The 17103-nt window shown below is 60.4% G+C and carries 15 protein-coding genes; 8 read left to right on the forward strand and 7 right to left on the reverse strand.

The window, feature by feature from the left end; translation table 11 throughout:
* Positions 1 to 32: 32 nt before the first annotated feature.
* Positions 33 to 755 (forward strand): pirin family protein, encoded by a 723-nt coding sequence (locus AWU82_RS28005; RefSeq protein ID WP_064378885.1) that lies wholly within the window; start codon positions 33 to 35, stop codon positions 753 to 755.
* Positions 756 to 820: 65 nt separating this feature from the next.
* Here AWU82_RS28005 and AWU82_RS28010 read toward each other — a convergent pair whose 3' ends face one another.
* Positions 821 to 1696, reverse strand: a complete 876-nt coding sequence (locus AWU82_RS28010; protein ID WP_064378884.1) for a LysR family transcriptional regulator — start codon at positions 1694 to 1696, stop codon at positions 821 to 823.
* A 111-nt stretch (positions 1697 to 1807) separates the two neighbouring features.
* Between AWU82_RS28010 and AWU82_RS28015 the strand changes: the two genes are divergently transcribed.
* The 4 genes from AWU82_RS28015 (at position 1808) to AWU82_RS28030 (ending at position 5721) form a co-directional block, all read left to right on the forward strand.
* On the forward strand, positions 1808 to 3028 hold the full coding sequence (locus tag AWU82_RS28015) for a YbfB/YjiJ family MFS transporter (protein ID WP_064378883.1): 1221 nt from the start codon (positions 1808 to 1810) through the stop codon (positions 3026 to 3028).
* 63 nt (positions 3029 to 3091) lie between these two features.
* Positions 3092 to 4090 carry an NAD(P)H-quinone oxidoreductase gene (locus AWU82_RS28020; protein ID WP_064378882.1) on the forward strand — a complete coding sequence of 333 codons (999 nt, stop codon included), beginning with the start codon at positions 3092 to 3094 and terminating at the stop codon, positions 4088 to 4090.
* A gap of 112 nt (positions 4091 to 4202) precedes the next feature.
* On the forward strand, positions 4203 to 5147 hold the full coding sequence (locus AWU82_RS28025; RefSeq protein ID WP_064378881.1) for an alpha/beta hydrolase: 945 nt from the start codon (positions 4203 to 4205) through the stop codon (positions 5145 to 5147).
* Positions 5148 to 5307: 160 nt separating this feature from the next.
* A complete protein-coding gene (locus AWU82_RS28030) occupies positions 5308 to 5721 on the forward strand; it encodes a VOC family protein (RefSeq protein ID WP_064378880.1) in 414 nt (137 codons plus the stop codon).
* A 57-nt stretch (positions 5722 to 5778) separates the two neighbouring features.
* Here AWU82_RS28030 and AWU82_RS28035 read toward each other — a convergent pair whose 3' ends face one another.
* From AWU82_RS28035 to AWU82_RS28055, 5 genes are all read right to left on the reverse strand, one after another.
* On the reverse strand, positions 5779 to 6108 hold the full coding sequence (locus tag AWU82_RS28035; RefSeq protein ID WP_064378879.1) for a hypothetical protein: 330 nt from the start codon (positions 6106 to 6108) through the stop codon (positions 5779 to 5781).
* A 74-nt stretch (positions 6109 to 6182) separates the two neighbouring features.
* Complete coding sequence (gene rtcA, locus AWU82_RS28040) at positions 6183 to 7214, reverse strand: RNA 3'-terminal phosphate cyclase (protein ID WP_064378878.1); 1032 nt, start codon at positions 7212 to 7214, stop codon at positions 6183 to 6185.
* Between the two features lie 8 nt (positions 7215 to 7222).
* On the reverse strand, positions 7223 to 8011 hold the full coding sequence (locus AWU82_RS28045; RefSeq protein WP_064378877.1) for a nucleotidyltransferase domain-containing protein: 789 nt from the start codon (positions 8009 to 8011) through the stop codon (positions 7223 to 7225).
* 39 nt (positions 8012 to 8050) lie between these two features.
* Positions 8051 to 9277, reverse strand: a complete 1227-nt coding sequence (locus AWU82_RS28050; protein WP_041475522.1) for an RtcB family protein — start codon at positions 9275 to 9277, stop codon at positions 8051 to 8053.
* 238 nt (positions 9278 to 9515) lie between these two features.
* Positions 9516 to 11063: a TROVE domain-containing protein gene (locus AWU82_RS28055; protein WP_064378876.1), complete on the reverse strand. Its 1548-nt coding sequence runs from the start codon at positions 11061 to 11063 to the stop codon at positions 9516 to 9518.
* A 205-nt stretch (positions 11064 to 11268) separates the two neighbouring features.
* Between AWU82_RS28055 and rtcR the strand changes: the two genes are divergently transcribed.
* Both rtcR and AWU82_RS28065 read left to right on the forward strand, forming a co-directional pair.
* On the forward strand, positions 11269 to 12870 hold the full coding sequence (gene rtcR / locus AWU82_RS28060) for an RNA repair transcriptional activator RtcR (protein WP_064378875.1): 1602 nt from the start codon (positions 11269 to 11271) through the stop codon (positions 12868 to 12870).
* Positions 12871 to 13209: 339 nt separating this feature from the next.
* Positions 13210 to 13467, forward strand: coding sequence for a hypothetical protein (locus AWU82_RS28065; RefSeq protein WP_064378874.1), 258 nt, complete (start codon positions 13210 to 13212; stop codon positions 13465 to 13467).
* Positions 13468 to 13481: 14 nt separating this feature from the next.
* Here the strand turns inward: AWU82_RS28065 and AWU82_RS28070 are convergent, their stop codons facing one another.
* A complete protein-coding gene (locus AWU82_RS28070; RefSeq protein WP_064378873.1) occupies positions 13482 to 13751 on the reverse strand; it encodes a hypothetical protein in 270 nt (89 codons plus the stop codon).
* 58 nt (positions 13752 to 13809) lie between these two features.
* Here AWU82_RS28070 and AWU82_RS28075 point away from each other — a divergent pair, with 58 nt between their 5' ends.
* Positions 13810 to 17049, forward strand: a complete 3240-nt coding sequence (locus AWU82_RS28075) for a DEAD/DEAH box helicase (protein WP_064378872.1) — start codon at positions 13810 to 13812, stop codon at positions 17047 to 17049.
* The last annotated feature ends 54 nt before the right edge of the window (positions 17050 to 17103 follow it).

Raw genomic sequence — 17103 nt, forward strand, 5'->3', positions numbered from 1 at the left:
GACGAATCAACGTCCTGAAAGGAGATTTCATCATGCTGACCCTTCGCAAAGCTTCCGACCGTGGTCTGGCCAATCATGGCTGGTTGAAGTCGTTCCACACCTTTTCCTTCGCCAGCTACCGTGACCCGCGTGAACAGGGTTTCTCCGACCTGCTGGTCATCAACGATGACCGCGTCGCCGCTGGCAAAGGCTTCGGCCAGCACCCACACCGTGACATGGAGATTTTTTCTTATGTGCTCGAAGGTGCGCTGGAACACAAGGACACCCTCGGCACCGGTTCGGTGATCCGCCCCGGCGATGTGCAACTGATGAGCGCCGGCAGCGGCGTGGCCCACAGCGAGTTCAACCACTCGGCAACCAAGCCGGTGCACTTTCTGCAGATCTGGATCGTGCCGGACGTCAGCGGCGCGAAACCGCGCTACCAGCAAGAGCACTTCAGCGAACAGAAAAAACGCGGTCGCCTGCAACTGATCATTTCGCCCGAAGGCAGTCACGGCTCGCTGAAAGTACGGCAGGATGCACGGGTGTATGCCGGGCTGTTCGATGGCCAGGAAAGCGCCACTCTCAAGCTGCCTGCCAACCGCTATGCCTATGTGCACGTTGCTCGCGGTAGCGTTGAACTGAACGGCATGCAGTTGAAGGAAGGCGACGGCGTAAGGGTTCGTGAAGAACAGGCACTGACCCTGAGCAATGGCCAGGATGCCGAAGTCCTGGTGTTTGATCTGCGCCCGCAGGAATTGCCGGAAATGCCATGAGACGCAGGTTTCGGCGCCCACAAAAACGGCCTTCACTGAAGGCCGTTTTTTTATTGGCAGAACAACTACTCGTTTTCCAGCACAAACGCTTCGACAATGTGTTCGATCACCGCCCTGACCCGCGCGGTGTGGCGTAAATCCGCATGGGTCACCAGCCACACTTCATAAGGTAACGGCCGCGTACGTTCCGGCCACAGCCTGACCAGACCATCACGCTCGCCCATGTAGACCGGGATTTCTCCTACACCCAGACCGGCGGCAATCGAGCGCCGCACCAACAGACTGGAACTCAGACCGGCGACGATCCGCCCGCGAGTCATGGGCTCGGACACCAGGGTCAGATCCTTGTTGCCCTGCAGATACGGCTCGTAGACCACCAGATCGTGGCCCTCGAACGCACTGCCCGGTGCCGGTACGCCATGGCTGTCGACATAGGCCTGCGAGGCAAAGAGCCCCACCGGCCAACGTGCGATGCGCCGGGCGATCAGGTCCGGATTGTCTGGACGGGTATTGCGCACAGCGATGTCCGCCTCACGTTTGGCCAGGCTGATGATTTGCGTGGAGGCGTCCAGTTGCACGCGCACATCCGGATGCTGTTCGTGCAACTGTGCCATCGCCGGGATCAGAAAGTCGATGGCCAGCGAATCGGTGGTGCTGACTCGCACGCTGCCGGTCAGGCGGTCGTCCAGGCCCTGGATACGCCGCTCCAGCTCCAGCGCCGAATGCTCCATTTTTTCCACCGACTTGAGCGCCGCTTCGCCGACTGCCGTCAGTGCATAGCCCTCGGAGGTGCGCAGGAACAAGGTCGCGCCCAGCGACTTTTCCAGTGCCGTGATGCGGCGCCCGACTGTCGCCTGATCCACGCCCAGTACACGCGCGGCCCCGCGCAACGTCGACTCGCGGCAGACCGCAAGAAATACCCGTGCGTCATCCCAGTTCATACCGTTCTCCATTGATGCATAAACGCATCACAACCACGCAAACTCGCTGCATTAACGCAGCAACGATAGCCGATATGCTGGGCGCCATAAACCTTCCAAAGGATTGCCGTGATGCACACTTCAACTGCTTCGCCCGAACGTCCGGACACAAGTGTCTGGCTGGCGATCTTCGCCGGACTCTGCGCCAGCCTGGTCAGCATCGGTCTGGCGCGTTTCGCCTACACACCGCTGATCCCTTCGCTGATTCAGGCGCAGTGGTTTTCCGCCCATGATGTGGTCTATCTCGGCGCGGCCAACCTGGTCGGTTACCTGATCGGCGCTCTCCTTGGCCGACCGCTGGCACGCCGGCTTACCCAGAGAAACGCTCTGCGCCTGATGATGCTAGCGGTGACCGTGGCGTTTTTCGCCTGTGCGTACCCCGTGTCGGTGAGTTGGTATTTCGGCTGGCGCCTGCTGTCGGGAATCGCGGGCGGCGCGATCATGGTGCTGGTGGCCGCGACCGTACTGCCCCATGTACCCGCCGCACGCAAAGGTCTGGCCAGTGGCGCGATTTTCCTCGGCATCGGTCTGGGCATCGCCGGCTCGGGGACGATCGTTCCGCTGCTGTTGGGGCTGGGCCTGCAAGCGACCTGGCTGGGCTTGGGCGCTCTGTCGCTCGCGCTGACGGCATTGAGCTGGTTCGGCTGGCCTTCGGAGCTGCCCCACGCAACCACCGCAACGGCTCAGTTGGAACCGGTCGAGCCGACACCGCCTGCTGTTTATCTGTTGTTTGCCCAGTACGCATTCATGGCTGCCGGGCTGGTACCGGCCATGGTCTTTCTGGTGGATTACGTCGCCCGTGGCCTGGGCGCCGGGGCGCACGTCGGCGCGCTGATCTGGGTCATGTACGGTCTGGGCGCCATCGTCGGCCCGGTGAGTTATGGCTTTCTCGCCGACCATCTCGGCGCGCGGACCGGCATTCGTCTGGTGCTGGTGGTGCAGGCGATCACCCTGGGTTTGCTGGCGGTTTCGCATTCGTTCCTGGCGTTGGCGCTGCTGGCGGTGGTCCTCGGTTCCTTTCCACCGGGCATTGTCCCGCTGGCATTGGCCCGAGTGCATGAACTGGTGCCGGATCACCATCGCCAACAGGTGGCGTGGAGCCGGGCCACAGTGTCGTTCGCCACGTTTCAGGCGCTGGCGGGCTTCGCCTATTCGGCGCTGTTCAACGCCACGGGCGGACAGCATGCGCTGCTCTTCGTGATAGCCGGCGGTGCCATCTTGATCGCTCTGATACTTGAGCACGCCACGAAATTGCTGCCCTCCTCCGCAGAACAACGCTGCTGCGCCGAATGACGGGAATCATTGCGCCCTGACTGCGTTCCCATCTACTGATCACTTTTTCAAGAGGAATCGAAAATGACGTTGCCCAATGAAATGACCCGAATCGAAATCACCGAACCGGGTGGGCCCGAGGTTCTGCAATCCCGACGCGTGCCGCTGCCGGTCGCCGCAGAAGGCGAAGTTCTGATCCGCGTGCACGCCGCCGGCGTCAATCGCCCGGACGCCCTGCAACGCGCCGGCAAATACCCGATGAAGCCCGGCATGAACCCGATTCCGGGCCTTGAAGTGGCCGGCGAGGTCGTGGCGATCGGCAGCGGTGTCAGCACATTCGCGGTCGGTGACCGGGTGTGTGCGCTGACCAATGGCGGCGGTTACGCCGAATACTGCACGGTCCCGGCCGGCCAGACTCTGCCAATTCCCGACGGGCTCGACTGGATTCAGGCTGCGGCTATTCCTGAAACCTTTTTCACGGTGTGGGCCAACCTGTTCGGCCTCGGCGGCGCCAGCCGTGGTCAGCGCGCCTTGATCCACGGCGGCACCAGCGGCATCGGCACCACCGCGCTCATACTGTGCCGCGAGTTTGGCATCGAAGCTTTCGCCACCGCCGGCAGCGCCGATAAATGTGCAGCGATCCGCAATCTGGGCGGCGACGCGATCAACTACCGGGAACAGGAGTTCGCCGCGGTCATCGCCGAGAAAACCGCCGGCCAGGGCGTGAATGTGATCCTCGATATCATGGGCGGCTCTTACCTCAACGGGAACATCAGCGCATTGGGCATGGATGGGCGGTTGGTGATGCTCGGGTTTCTCGGTGGCGCGCGGGCCAATGACATTGACCTGCTGGCGATCCTCGGCAAGCGTGCGGTGGTCACCGGTTCCCTGCTTCGCGCGCGTACCTCGGCGGAAAAGGCCGCCATCGCCGATCAATTGCGCGAACACGTCTGGCCGGTGCTGGCCGCCGGACGCTGCCTGCCGATCATCGACAAGGTCTACCCGCTCGCCGACGCAGCCAAGGCCCATGCGCACATGGAAGCGGGCGACCACATTGGCAAGATCGTGCTGAAGATCGACTGAGCCGTTGCAGCATTTTGTAATCGTTGCGGGTGGGCGGCGGTCGAAAATGTCACGCGCGGGTCCAGGCTTCTGGTAAAAAGCGTTCTTTGTCCACGCGGTGGTGAAACGTTTAATGTTCCTGGCCTTCATGACCCGACCTCGACGCCGCCGTCTGGCGTTCGCCTGCATGGCTGCCCTGATCGTCGGCGTGCCGGCGAGTTGTGCCGTGCTGGAACACACCGAACGCAAGCTGTTGTTTCGCATCGAACCGGGCACCGCCGGCTGGTATCACGGCTTGCCCGGCAGCGTGCAGGAACTCGACCTGCAACCAAAAAGCTTCAAGGCCGGGCAAAACATTCACGCCTGGTGGTGGCCGGCGGAGCGCGCCGATGCACCGGCCATCCTCTATCTGCATGGCGTGCGCTGGAACCTCACCGGGCAGCTGTTCCGTATCGAGCAATTGCGCGCGGCAGGTTATTCGGTATTGGCCATCGACTATCGCGGCTTCGGCCAGAGCCACGGCGATCTGCCGTCGGAAAGCACGGTGTACGAAGATGCGCGCGTGGCCTGGGAACGCTTCCAGCTGTTGCAACCCGATCCGAACAAACGCCTGATCTACGGGCATTCATTGGGTGGCGCGGTCGCCATCGATCTGGCTGCCGAACTCGGTCGCGACGCCACCAGAAACCACACCCCACTGCCGGTGCGCGGACTGGTCATCGAATCCACGTTCACCTCATTGGCGGATGTCGCGGCTGCCGTGGCCAACACCTCCCTTCCGGTGCGTTGGTTGCTGTCGCAGAAATTCGACTCCATCGACAAGATCGCCGAGATTCACATGCCTCTGCTGGTGGTGCACGGCCTGGCCGACGCCTTCGTGCCGTCACGCTTCAGCGAGCAACTGTTCGCCGCCGCCCGGCAGCCGAAACGCCTGCTGCTGGTGCCCGGCGCAACACACAACAACAGCATGGCGCTGGGCGGACAGAACTATCGCAAGGCGATTGATGCGCTGATGCAAACCCGACCTGCCGCCCGGGTGGCCGGCGCTGCGGTACAGAAGAACCCGCGCGATTCCTGACGTTTCTCCCCCGCAGACCATCGGTCACCCCGAAAGGAAATTCTTGCAGCATCGGCTGGCAATCCGGCGATCTGACGCTTTGCTGGATGGAGTCCATCCATGACGCTGCTTCGGCACACCCGGCCGCGCAGCGTTCAACTGCCTATTCGGGAGCACCACCATGAAAATCAACCCGTACCTGATCTTCAACGGCGACTGCCGCGCGGCCTTCACGTTTTACGAGCAATGCCTGCAAGGCAAGCTCGAAGCGATGATGACCTTCGGCGAAACGCCAGCCGCCGAACATGTCCCCAAAGAGCACCACAACCTGATCATCCACACCTGCCTGAAAGTTGGCGATCAGATGTTGATGGCCTCGGATACCACACCCGACCGCCCGACCCAGGGCATGAGCGGTTGCTCGATTTCGCTGAATGTCGACAGCATCGCCGAGGCCGAACGGGTGTTTAACGCCCTGGCCAGGGACGGTCGTGTCGACATGCCGCTGGAAGCCACCTTCTGGGCAGCGCGCTTCGGCATGCTGGTGGATCGTTTTGGTGTGTCGTGGATGGTCAATTGCGAAACTGACAAGTGACGCTGTCATTGCACCGGACATGAAAAAGCCCGACCTCTTCAGGTCGGGCTTTTGCGTTCAACGCTGGGCCAGCTCGTGCCGGACACACTGCTCATAGTAGGTCTGCTTGACGGCCGCCGGCTTGAGCCGCGACGCGCTGTCGTAGGTCTGCTCGGTGATGCCCATGGCGGTCATGCGCATCCACGGTTGCTGAAACTTGCGCGCCTGCAAGCGCTTGCGCGCGCCATACAGGGAAATCCCTGACAGCTTCGATTGTTGCGCGCCGGCGGCGATGTCCGAACCCCAGGTACACGCGAAACGATGGCTCTTGCTCAGTTCCCTGGCCTGGGCCTCCACCGCGAACAGAGCGAGGGAAAGCGTTGCTACGGTGATGACAATCGTCCGCATATAGCCCACCTAACCTTTTGAAAAAAGGCGAGTTTGCCGGGACTTGAAACACTCGGGGGCCAGCAGTTTGCCGCCTATTGCTCCCGGGCGCAGACTTCAACCTTCAATCGGTCTGTGCCTTCTTCCCGGCACTGGATGACGATCGGGACAAAACGCTGGATTACCGAGATATTGCTGTGCAAATGCTCGGTCATCCTGGGCGTGGTAAACGATCCACCTCCGGCCAGCACCATCGGCAACAGCAACTGGTCCGCCAGATGCTCTCCCACCGCTGCACCGCTGTGCAACCAATCGGCTGCCTGATCGATAGCGGCGTCCGCCACCTTCTCAGAACGCAGTGAAGCCTGACCGAAAGCGCTGAAAACCTCCGTGACGTGTTCAAACGCATATTCCAGCAGCAACACGTTGCCCGGGCCACAGGCCGGATCAAGGATGACGGCGTTCAATTCTGTTGAAGCCATGTTCAATCGACGCGCCACCCGGTCGAGCTCGCGTAAACCGACACTTGGCGCCAGCCCGGCCGTCAGCGCGAACGCCTGTCGCGAGAGCGGCAAGCCGCGCTCACACAAGTGCAGTGCTGACAGTTTCGATGGTTGCACGCTGACGTCGACTTCACCGCCACCCGCCGGTACAAACCCGTGGCGCAGCAACGTCAGTTCAACCTCCGCGCCCATGCGTCGCAGCAACGGTAGCCAGCTGCGACTGAGAAAGTCGGTCGGTGGCGCCAGCGGATTATGCGTGCCGCCGCTGATCCGCACGCGGCTGGCTTGCGGCGCCAGCAACAAGGCGGGCAGCAAGGTCTGCAACACCAGCGTGCAACTGCCGGCGGTGCCAATGGCAAAGCGATAATCGCCGCCACGAATCGGCCCTGGCTCGAAGCTCAATGTCTGTGAGCCCAGTTCAGCCCCTTGGACCTTCGCACCGCAGACCTGCGCTGCCGCCATCACGGCGGTCAGATGCTGGCGCAACAGGCCCGGACGACTGCGCCGGGCCCGAGTCCGCTCAATGCGAAACGCCTGGCCCGTCACCATCGACAGACTCAATGCACTGCGCAACACCTGGCCACCGCCGATGGCGCCGTCCAGTTCAATAACGTCCTGTTTCATTTTTTTCCTTAGGCGTACAGACCAACGGTTTCCCGCAGGTATCGATCGAGCTGCCGCGAATCCTCCCGGGTTCTGGGCAATGTCGGCACCGCACGCTCAAGCTCCGCCTCGATGAACGCATGCAGCGCCGGACGACGAGGACCGTATGCGCTCTCATCGGCATTGCGCTTGAGCGCGAGCAGTTCATCAACTTCATCGAGCAAGGCTCGGTCATCGACGGTACTCAGCAGATCGCTGAACGTCATCGGCGGCCGACCTCGCCCCTGATCGATCCAGCGCACCGCCAGCAGCGGCCGCAGTACGTAAAAGTACTTTTTGAACCGCACGCTTTCGCCTTGCAGATAACCACGGAAGGTCTTCTTCGCCATCGACAGATAATGATTGCGCGCGGCTGGCGGGCTGTAGAACGCCTCGGCCAGTGCCCGCAGCTGAGAAACCGCTGCAGTCTCGCTGCGATAAACCAGCGGGGAGTCGAGCCATTCGAGCAAGGTCGGGTTGGATTTGCGCAACAGCCCGAGGGTCTTGCGCAACTCCCAGCCACTGACATCCAGCTCGTCATCCAGCGGGCGCTCGATCACATCACTTGGTGCATCGACCTGGACGAACCACTCCGGTTTCTCCACATAAACGAAGCGCACATCGTAATCACTGTCCGGCGAGGCAAATCCCCAGGCCCGGCTGCCCGATTCGCAGGCATACAGCACTGTGACATTGCGTTCGCGCTCTATGCGCGTCAGTTCTTCCAGTACCCGGGCGCGCATGGTGTTGCACAGCGGGTGACGTTCTTCGAATTTCATGTCCTTTAATCCTTGTTCCGGCGTGCCTGGCGGCACGCGTTATCCCTTGACGCACACCACCTGACGCAGGGTGTGCAGCACCTCAACCAGCTCACGCTGGGCGTGCATGACTTTGTCGATATCCTTGTAGGCCATCGGAATTTCATCGATCACCGCAGCGTCCTTGCGACATTCGACGTGCGCGGTGGCGCGGATCTGGTCTTCGACGGTGAAGGTGTTTTTGGCCTTGGTTCGGCTCATGGTCCGGCCGGCACCGTGGCTGCAGGAGCAAAACGATTCTTCGTTGCCCAGACCGCGCACGATGAAACTCTTGGCGCCCATCGAACCGGGAATGATCCCCAACTCGCCCTTCTTCGCTGACACCGCGCCTTTGCGGGTGACCAGAATGTCCTCACCGAAATGCCGCTCTTTCTGCACGTAGTTGTGGTGGCAGTTCACTGCCTCCAGCGCCACTTCAAACGGTTTGCGGATAATCTGCCGCGTGGCCTGAATCACCGCTTGCATCATCAGCGCACGGTTCTGTTTGGCGAAATCCTGGGCCCAGCCCACGGCTTCGACGTAATCGTCGAAATGCCGACTGCCTTCTTCGAAGTACGCCAGATCACGATCCGGCAGGTTGGCGATGTGCTGACGCATATCCGCCTGGGCCATCTGGATGAACAGGTTGCCGATGGCGTTGCCGACACCGCGCGAGCCGCTGTGCAACATGAACCAGACCCGGTTGGCCTCGTCCAGGCACACTTCGATGAAATGATTACCGCTGCCCAGTGTTCCGAGATGCCCGCGGTTGTTGGTGTTGGCCAGTTTCGGGTACTTGTCGGTGATCGCCTTGAACCGTGGATTCAGCGCCGCCCAGGCCTGATCGGCCTGTTGCGGAATCTCGTCCCAGGCGCCTTTGTCGCGGCGCGAGCGGGTCGAACTGCGGCCATGGGGCACCGCTTGTTCGATGGCACTGCGCAGACCATGCAGGTTGTCCGGCAGATCGGCCGCCGTCAGCGAGGTTCGCGCGGCAATCATGCCGCAACCGATGTCCACCCCGACCGCAGCCGGGATGATCGCGCCGACCGTGGGAATCACGCTGCCGATGGTCGAGCCCTTGCCCAGATGGACGTCCGGCATGACCGCCAGATGCTTGAAGATGAAGGGCATCTTCGCCGTGTTCATCAACTGCTCGCGCGCTTCGTTTTCCACCGGGACGCCTTCGGTCCAGAGCTTGATCGGTTTGCCGTTGGCGACTTCCAGCAGTTGGTAAGTGTGTTCTTTCATCATCTCGATTCTTCAGGTAGTCCCACCGGCAGTGGCCGGCAGCTTCTAAAAAGGTGGCACGACAAAGGTTGATGACTGTTGCGCGTTGCCGCGCACCGGGGTTAGCCGGCCTCAGATGTACAGCCATCGGCATTCGTGCCGTCACGCGCACTGACAAGGGTTTGGTGAGACGTCTTGGATGTAGTCCCACCGGCATTCAGTGCCCGTGACAAATCAATTCTTTGGGCGGCTCATCGCCTCACCCCATGCGTTCAATCGCTTCGACCCAGTGCTGCGGCCCATACCGACCGGCAGTGAACTGCTCGATCACATCAAACACCGCGTCACTGAAACCGCCGACATTCAGGATGTCGTCACGATCCGCCGCCGGTGTCGCCCAGCCCGGTTGCAGGTCAATGCAGACCAGACGTGCCTGGGGGTTGATCCGCTTTATCCGTTCCCATTGCAGCATCGTCTCGCTGGCGCCCTGGCGTCGCGCATCGATCCAGGATTCGTTGTCCGACACCATGATCAGCGTATCGAGTCTGGCCTTGCTGTCCGCCAGTTTCTTCAACGGCGCCGAGCAGCAGGTTCCGCCGCCGAAAATGCCCGCAAGCTTTTCGGCATTGCTGATCACACTGTCGCGCGGGTTGAGAGTGATATCCACCACCTTCCATTCGAACGGCATCACCCGCGCCGTCGGTTGTTTGCGCAACACCGCCGCCGTAATCAGCGCCGCCACATCGATGCAGCGCACCGCGGTGGTCGCGCCCTGACGATAACCGGTCAGCGGGCTCCCCATCGAGCCGGAAACATCCGGGCAAACCACCACCGCACCTTGCAGCTTCGGCACATTGGTCAATGACAGCTCCAGCGCATCCTGCAAAGCCTCGCGTATCAGCGCCGGCACGTCATCGCCGACCATCCGGTACGCCGCCAGCAACTGGTACGGATACACCCGCGCCTTCGCAACGGCTTCAGGATCCGCCAACCGCGCGGCCACGTATTCGGTGCAACCCGGTACTTCAAAAGCACCGTGGCGCGCCAGCGTATTGAGGTTGATGCGCAGGCCCTGCCATCCCATATTTCGTGCCTGAGCCGCCCATTGCTCCTTGCTCAATGTTTCGTTACCGAGCAATTGAAAAGGCACTTCAGGCAATTGATCACTCGCACCGCTGCGAAAAGCCAGCAAATCGCGAGTCAGTGCGGGCAACGCCTGTGCATCCACCGATTTGCCGATCACCCAGGCGAAAAACGCTTCGCGCCAGGCCTCGGACGGTTTTGGGTGAACCATCTTCAGCACATCTGCCAGCGAAGGCTGATTGCCGATCGATGCCTGCAAAAGCTGTCGCTCGGTCGCGCTGTTCAGCCAGTTCTGCACCAGACGCTTGGGTTGGGAGCCGAGGGAGCGGCGACCGGTGGCGCCACTGCGCAGGATCTGCACGAAATTGCGCAGCATCTTGCCGCTGTCCACGACCTGCCCGAACACCTCCGGCACCAGCGCCGAGCGCTGAGCCGCCAGCGCCGCCAGCAACAAGGCCGGCATGTCTTTCATATGGCCCTTCTGGCGAGCATAAAGAGCGGCATTCGCCACGAAGCGGCTGTCCAGCTCTGCCACCAGCTTCAACACCTGATCCAACTGACTTTGAGCGGATGCGTAAAAGGTCGAATTCAGGCAACCGGTGACTGCCAGCTGGGCCAGTTGATGCTTGGGCGTGTAGGCATAAGCCGCAGCCCCGGAAGCATTCAAGGTGTCGCACGCCGGCAGGTTTTTCGATTGCGTGTTGAAGAGGTTGAAGTTGGCCATCGTGGCGTCTCGCTGTGTTGTCCTGTTCGTTGGGACAGGTATTGCAGCCGCTGTGCCAGTTTTTGAAAGCGTTCGTTAATTATTTGTATCTATCTGATTTTAAAGGATTTTATTTTACAGCCGAGCATCTCTGAATTTTCGCCACGACAAATAACGACCTCGAACACTATCATTGGTTATCGTCATTTATCTTTCAGGATAATCAATGTCCAACAAGCGCACTGTCGCCATCGGTTTCATAGGCGCCACCCTCGATCGAGTAGGCAAAGGCGCCAACCGCTGGAACCATTGGCGGCCTAGCGTGGGCCTGTGCCAGCAGCCGGATGTCTTGATCCATCGACTGGAACTGATACACGGCACGGACGCCCGGGACGCGAGCCTGGCCGAACGCATTCGCGAGGACATCCGTCAGGTATCGCCGGACACAGAGGTACGCCTGCACCCGATGGCGTTGCGCAACCCCTGGGATTTCGAAGAGGTCTACGGCGCACTTCACGACTTCACCTCCGAATACACCTTCGATACCGAGCGTGAGGACTATCTGGTACACATCACCACGGGGACCCACGTCGCGCAGATCTGCTGGTTCTTGCTGACCGAGGCGCGCTATTTACCGGCACGCCTGATCCAGACGTCGCCCGCCCGCCGCAAAAACGAAGAAGAACCGGCCAGCGGCACCCACGCCCTGATCGACCTTGATCTGTCGCGCTACGACCGGATTGCCTCGCGCTTCACCCACAAACGTCTGGAAGGCCTGGAGTTTCTCAAGTCCGGCATCGCCACTCGCAACACCGCGTTCAACCGTTCCATCGAGCAGATCGAACGCGTGGCCGTGCGCTCCAAAGCGCCGATGCTGCTGATCGGCCCGACCGGCGCCGGCAAGTCCTTTCTCGCCCGACGCATTTACGAGCTCAAACGCAGTCGCCATCAAATGCAGGGACGTTTCGTTGAAGTCAACTGCGCCACCCTGCGTGGCGACGGGGCAATGTCCGCGCTGTTCGGCCACGTCAAAGGCGCCTTTACCGGCGCACAAAACGCCCGCGACGGCCTGCTGCGGGCCGCTGACGGCGGCATGTTGTTTCTCGACGAGATCGGCGAACTGGGGGCAGATGAACAAGCGATGCTGCTCAAGGCCATCGAAGAGAAGCGCTTCTTCCCGCTGGGCTCGGACAAGGAAGTCGACAGCGACTTCCTGATCATCGCCGGCACCCACCGCGACCTGCGCAGTCGCGTCGCCGAAGGTCTGTTCCGGGAAGATCTCTACGCACGGATCAACCTCTGGACGTTCGACCTGCCAGGCTTGGCCGGACGCCGCGAAGACATCGAACCCAATATCGATTTCGAGCTTGAACGTCACGCACGCGAATACGGCCAACTGGTGCGTTTCAATCTTGAAGCCCGACGGCGCTACCTGAGTTTCGCCAGCTCACGGGAGGCTGCGTGGCTGGGCAACTTCCGCGAACTCTCGGCCTCGATCACGCGCATGGCGACGCTGGCCGACAGCGGGCGAATCGATGAAGCGCAAGTGGAAGAGGAAATTGACCGGCTGCGGTATGCGTGGGGGCTGGCGCAACCGGCCAGTGCGACGACTGACCTGCCAGGCGATGCCGACACGCTGGATCTGTTCGATCGATTGCAATTGAAGGCGGTACTGGAGGTTTGCAAACAGGCAGACAGCTTGTCGGATGCCGGCAGGCGACTGTTCGGCGTGTCGCGACAGGCCAAGGCGCAGCCCAACGATGCGGACCGATTGAGGAAGTACCTCGGACGGTTCGGCATTGAATGGAGCCAGTTGCGAGAGCAGTGAAGCGCGGCCGCAATCAACTAAGCCGTTGAGATAAACTGCGCCACACCGCAATACAAACATCGAGCGAAGGACAGACACGGATGAGCTTACTGGAGTTTTTCTCAGACCTGCTATCACTGTGCAGCTTCGAGACGTCCGGCCAAAAGCCTCGCAGAGGCTTCACCCGCGGATTTGTCGTGACGTGCGTCTTTGTGGCGATCATCGAGCTGTTCTTGCTGAACCACATCTATAGCGGGCGTCCGTGAACGAATAGATACGAGTTCCCGCCCGTCAGTTGACCGGCACTTTACCTCGCGTCAGAACTTCCAACGTCTATCCACCTGACGCGGAAGCCCGACGATGAACAGAACCATTGCAGCCCTCATGCTTGGAAGTCTTTTATCTGCCACCGCACCGCTGGCGATGGCGGGAAGCACCGTTCCGCCTACGGGTATTCCAGGAGTCAACCAGGGAGGCACCGAATCCAAGGAAGACAAGGCCGACAAAAAGGGTGAAGAAGCGTCGGGGTCGAACTCCGGTGCAGAGTCCCATGAAACCGAGAAGGATGCGCAAACATCCAGCGGCTCAAAGGATAGGATGGAAGAAAAGAAGCCCTGAACGATTTAGCCGACTCAGCGGTTTTCGCACGCGTAAAAAAGCCGATCTCTTCGATCGGCTTTTTCGTATGACGCTTCTCCCGCCTTTTTCGCCAGTAAAAACCAAGCAAGCAGGTATCGGCGCTTCCGATAAAGGCCTGTGGAGAAAGTCATGCTTTTGCTGGCCAAGCCAAGCGATGACCGCATTGGGAGGATCAATATTAAACTAATGCGGCCGGCCTGCACTTGAACGATGCCAAACCGAGTCAAGACAACCGCGCCCGGCGCCAGGAAGCGATGCAACATGCCTGATATCCTTCCCTGTCAGGAATCCAAGCCCCCGCGCTTTTCAAGGACGTAGTAAATGAATTCGCAAAACATCGTGCGTTACTGGCATGCCGTCGAACTGCTGCAACCTCAGGCAGTCCCAAAGCTGAAGAAGCGCGACAGCGACTACCAGCCGTTTTTCCAAGACATACCCGCCTCGGCCCAAATCCTGCCGTGGATGCCAGCCAATCCTCTGAGCCAGCAGCGCCTGCCGAACAAACGCTTATGGAGTCACACGCTCTACGCACACCTCTACAACAACCTGAATGTTTCTCGTCAGCTAGAGACTCTTTACGGCGCCGACCAAGGCTACAAGGAGCCACAACAAAGGCTCGCCGCCTTGTATGCGCTCAAGTTCAACGATCAAGGCATAATGCTGGTCGATAGCTTGGTGCTATCCAGCGAGGCATGGTTCGTCGGCTGTGCCATCAACAAGAAAGACTGGACACGCGGCTTCGAAGAGACCCAGGACTCCCTCCGCGAAGAGGCTAAAAGCCTGCTCAATGGCGTGGTTAACGCCGCAGACCTGTCGCACCTGACAAACCATATTCGTCAGACGTTGGGACTCGACGAGTTTTTCGCAGACGAGCCGCGCAAACATCGCTTCCGCTCAGCACCGATCGACCCGAACAAACCCGAACAAGAAGACGATCCACTCAACAGCTTCCTGCTAAGCGATTTGGCCGACACGGCTGATGCCCTGGCCCGTGGTGAAACCAGCGAGCCGTTGGCCCGCTACCTGAGTCATCACGACACCACCCAGCGCCTGCACCTCGACAAGCCCGAAGCGGATATGGCTCTGATTGATCGCCTCGCCCCCTCGCGTTATGCGACCGGCTGCTGGCCTGCCGAAAGGCATCTGGGGTTGGTGCACTCACAACAACTGGCAGTCAACAGTCTGCTCCAAAACCTCAGCAACAATACCGGCATAATGGGCGTCAACGGCCCGCCAGGTACCGGGAAGACCACCCTACTCCGCGACCTGATCGCGGCGGTGGTGACACAACGAGCCGACGTATTGGCCTCGTTGAGCAGGGCCTCGGACGCCTTCATCCAGGATGGTCGCGAATCCGCCAACGATGGCGGACGCGAGCGCTTTGCCTATCAACTCAACCCTCGCCTGTTCGGGTTCGAGATGGTGGTAGCCTCCTCCAACAATGGTGCCGTGGAGAACGTAACTCTCGAGCTGCCCCAGCAGGATAAGGTTGACCCATCCTGGCTGCCCGATGCCGAATACTTCAGCGAACTGGGCAAACTCACCAGCGGCAAACCAGCTTGGGCAATGATCTCTGCGACATTGGGCAGCAAAGCCAAACGCACCCAGTTCGTCGATCGCTTCTTCTACGGCAAGCGTCCACCCAAACCGAAGAAGACCGAGGACGAATCCACACTCTCCCAACCAGATGCCCTCGACTACGACACCTTGGACGAGGATCTCGCCAACGGCAATCCAACGCCCGACGCGTCCATAGCGGACAACGCGGAAGACAAGCCAGCTCCCAAGGGCATGCGCGAATGGTTGTCCGAGCAAGTCCCACAAATGAAGTTGCTCTCGTCCGCCGAAAAAACCAATTTCTGGCGCGCCGCCGTAAAGCAATATCAGGACGCCAAGAACGCCGAACAAGCGATACGCGCTCAAGTCAGCGACATTCTGGAACGGATTCAGGCGGTGATCAGCGCCAAAGCCCGAGTACATCAAAAGGAAAAGGAGCGCCAAGTCCGCCTGACCCAACGCAGCAGTCTCGATGACGAACAAGCTACGCTGGAAATGCTGCAGCTCACGCCCGCTCGCGAGCAACTGCAACGCGAACTCCAGGCTTTTGAAGCACACCTTGCAAAAAAGCCGGGTTTTCTCGCCAACCTATTGAGCCTCTGGGGTACTCATCGCACGTGGGCAACTCGGCAACGAGTGCTCGATAGCACTCGCACCTTGGCCAAGGACGCCTTCGACAGTGCCCAACGCCAAGCGCAGCGACTAGTTGGCCGGCTCACTGAACTCAATCAACAATTGGCCAAGGACGAACAGGAGATCAATGAAGCCGTGCTCCACGCCGCCCTGCAGATCGACAAGGCTCGCAGCATTGCCCAGGCTGGCAAGGCCAAGCACCTGCAGGTCTGGCTCGAACAAGGTCAGATCGGCAGAGGCAGCGAGATCGAGCTGCTTGAACCATGGTTAGTCGAAGGCTGGCGTCAGGCACGGGCGAAGGTATTCATCGAAGCGCTCAAGTTACACCGCGTCTTCTTCCAGATCGAAGCCTCGCGCTTACGCGCCAACCTGGACTTCATCACCAGCACGCTCACCGGCAGTCGTTATCGGGGGGTGTCCAAGGCCGTGACACGTTCAGCATGGGCCTCGCTATTCATGGTAGTGCCGGTGCTCAGCAGTACCTTCGCCTCGTTCGCCCGCTCCTTCGGTAGCCTTGGCTGCGGAGAGATTGGCTGGCTGCTGGTGGACGAAGCGGGCCAGGCTACACCCCAGGCTGCAGTGGGTGCCCTATGGCGTGCACGCCGGGCTGTACTGGTCGGTGATCCGCTGCAATTGGAGCCGATCGTCACCGTATCTGATGCCGTGCTCGAACACATGCGTACCCGCTATCAAGTCGACACACACTGGCTACCCAATCGCCAATCAGCCCAAACCTTGGCCGACCAGGCCACCCCTTGGGGTCGCATGGCGGGTCCCAAGGACAAGAAACACTGGGTCGGCCTGCCGCTGGTGGTGCATCGTCGCTGTGACAAACCGATGTTCGACCTGGCTAATCGCATTGCCTATGACGGAGCCATGGTCTATGGCACCATCGCGCCCTCACCCGCCAAAGAAACTCCTGCCCGCCTACTCACCGGCTGGGTACACGCGAGTGGCCGCTCCTCTGGCAATTGGGTCGACAATGAAGGCAAGGCGCTCGAACGCCTGCTGGCCTTGCTTGATAGCTACGGTGTTCCGCTTGATAGCATCGCAGTAATCACGCCCTTTCAGGACGTGCGCAACCAGCTCAAGGATCGATTAGATGCCAAGATCGTGCGCGGTACGATTCACACCATGCAAGGTAAGGAGGCTGCAGTGATCATCCTAGTCCTGGGTGGGAGCAGTGAAAACGGCGGCGCTCGCGAATGGGCAGTTTCCAAGCCTAACCTGCTCAACGTCGCCGCCACCCGGGCCAAGCGCCGTTTGTATGTGATTGGCGATCGCAATGACTGGAAGCAGCGGAAACTCTTCTGCGACGTTATTGAGCTGCTACCCGCTCATTCCCAGATGACCGCCGACAGCCATGCATGACAAAACGGACGCCTTCCCGGCTTGGAACATGGACGAACTCTGGCCTTAGTGCCC

Origin of the sequence: Pseudomonas glycinae (assembly GCF_001594225.2) — a bacterium.
Lineage (GTDB): Bacteria > Pseudomonadota > Gammaproteobacteria > Pseudomonadales > Pseudomonadaceae > Aquipseudomonas > Aquipseudomonas glycinae.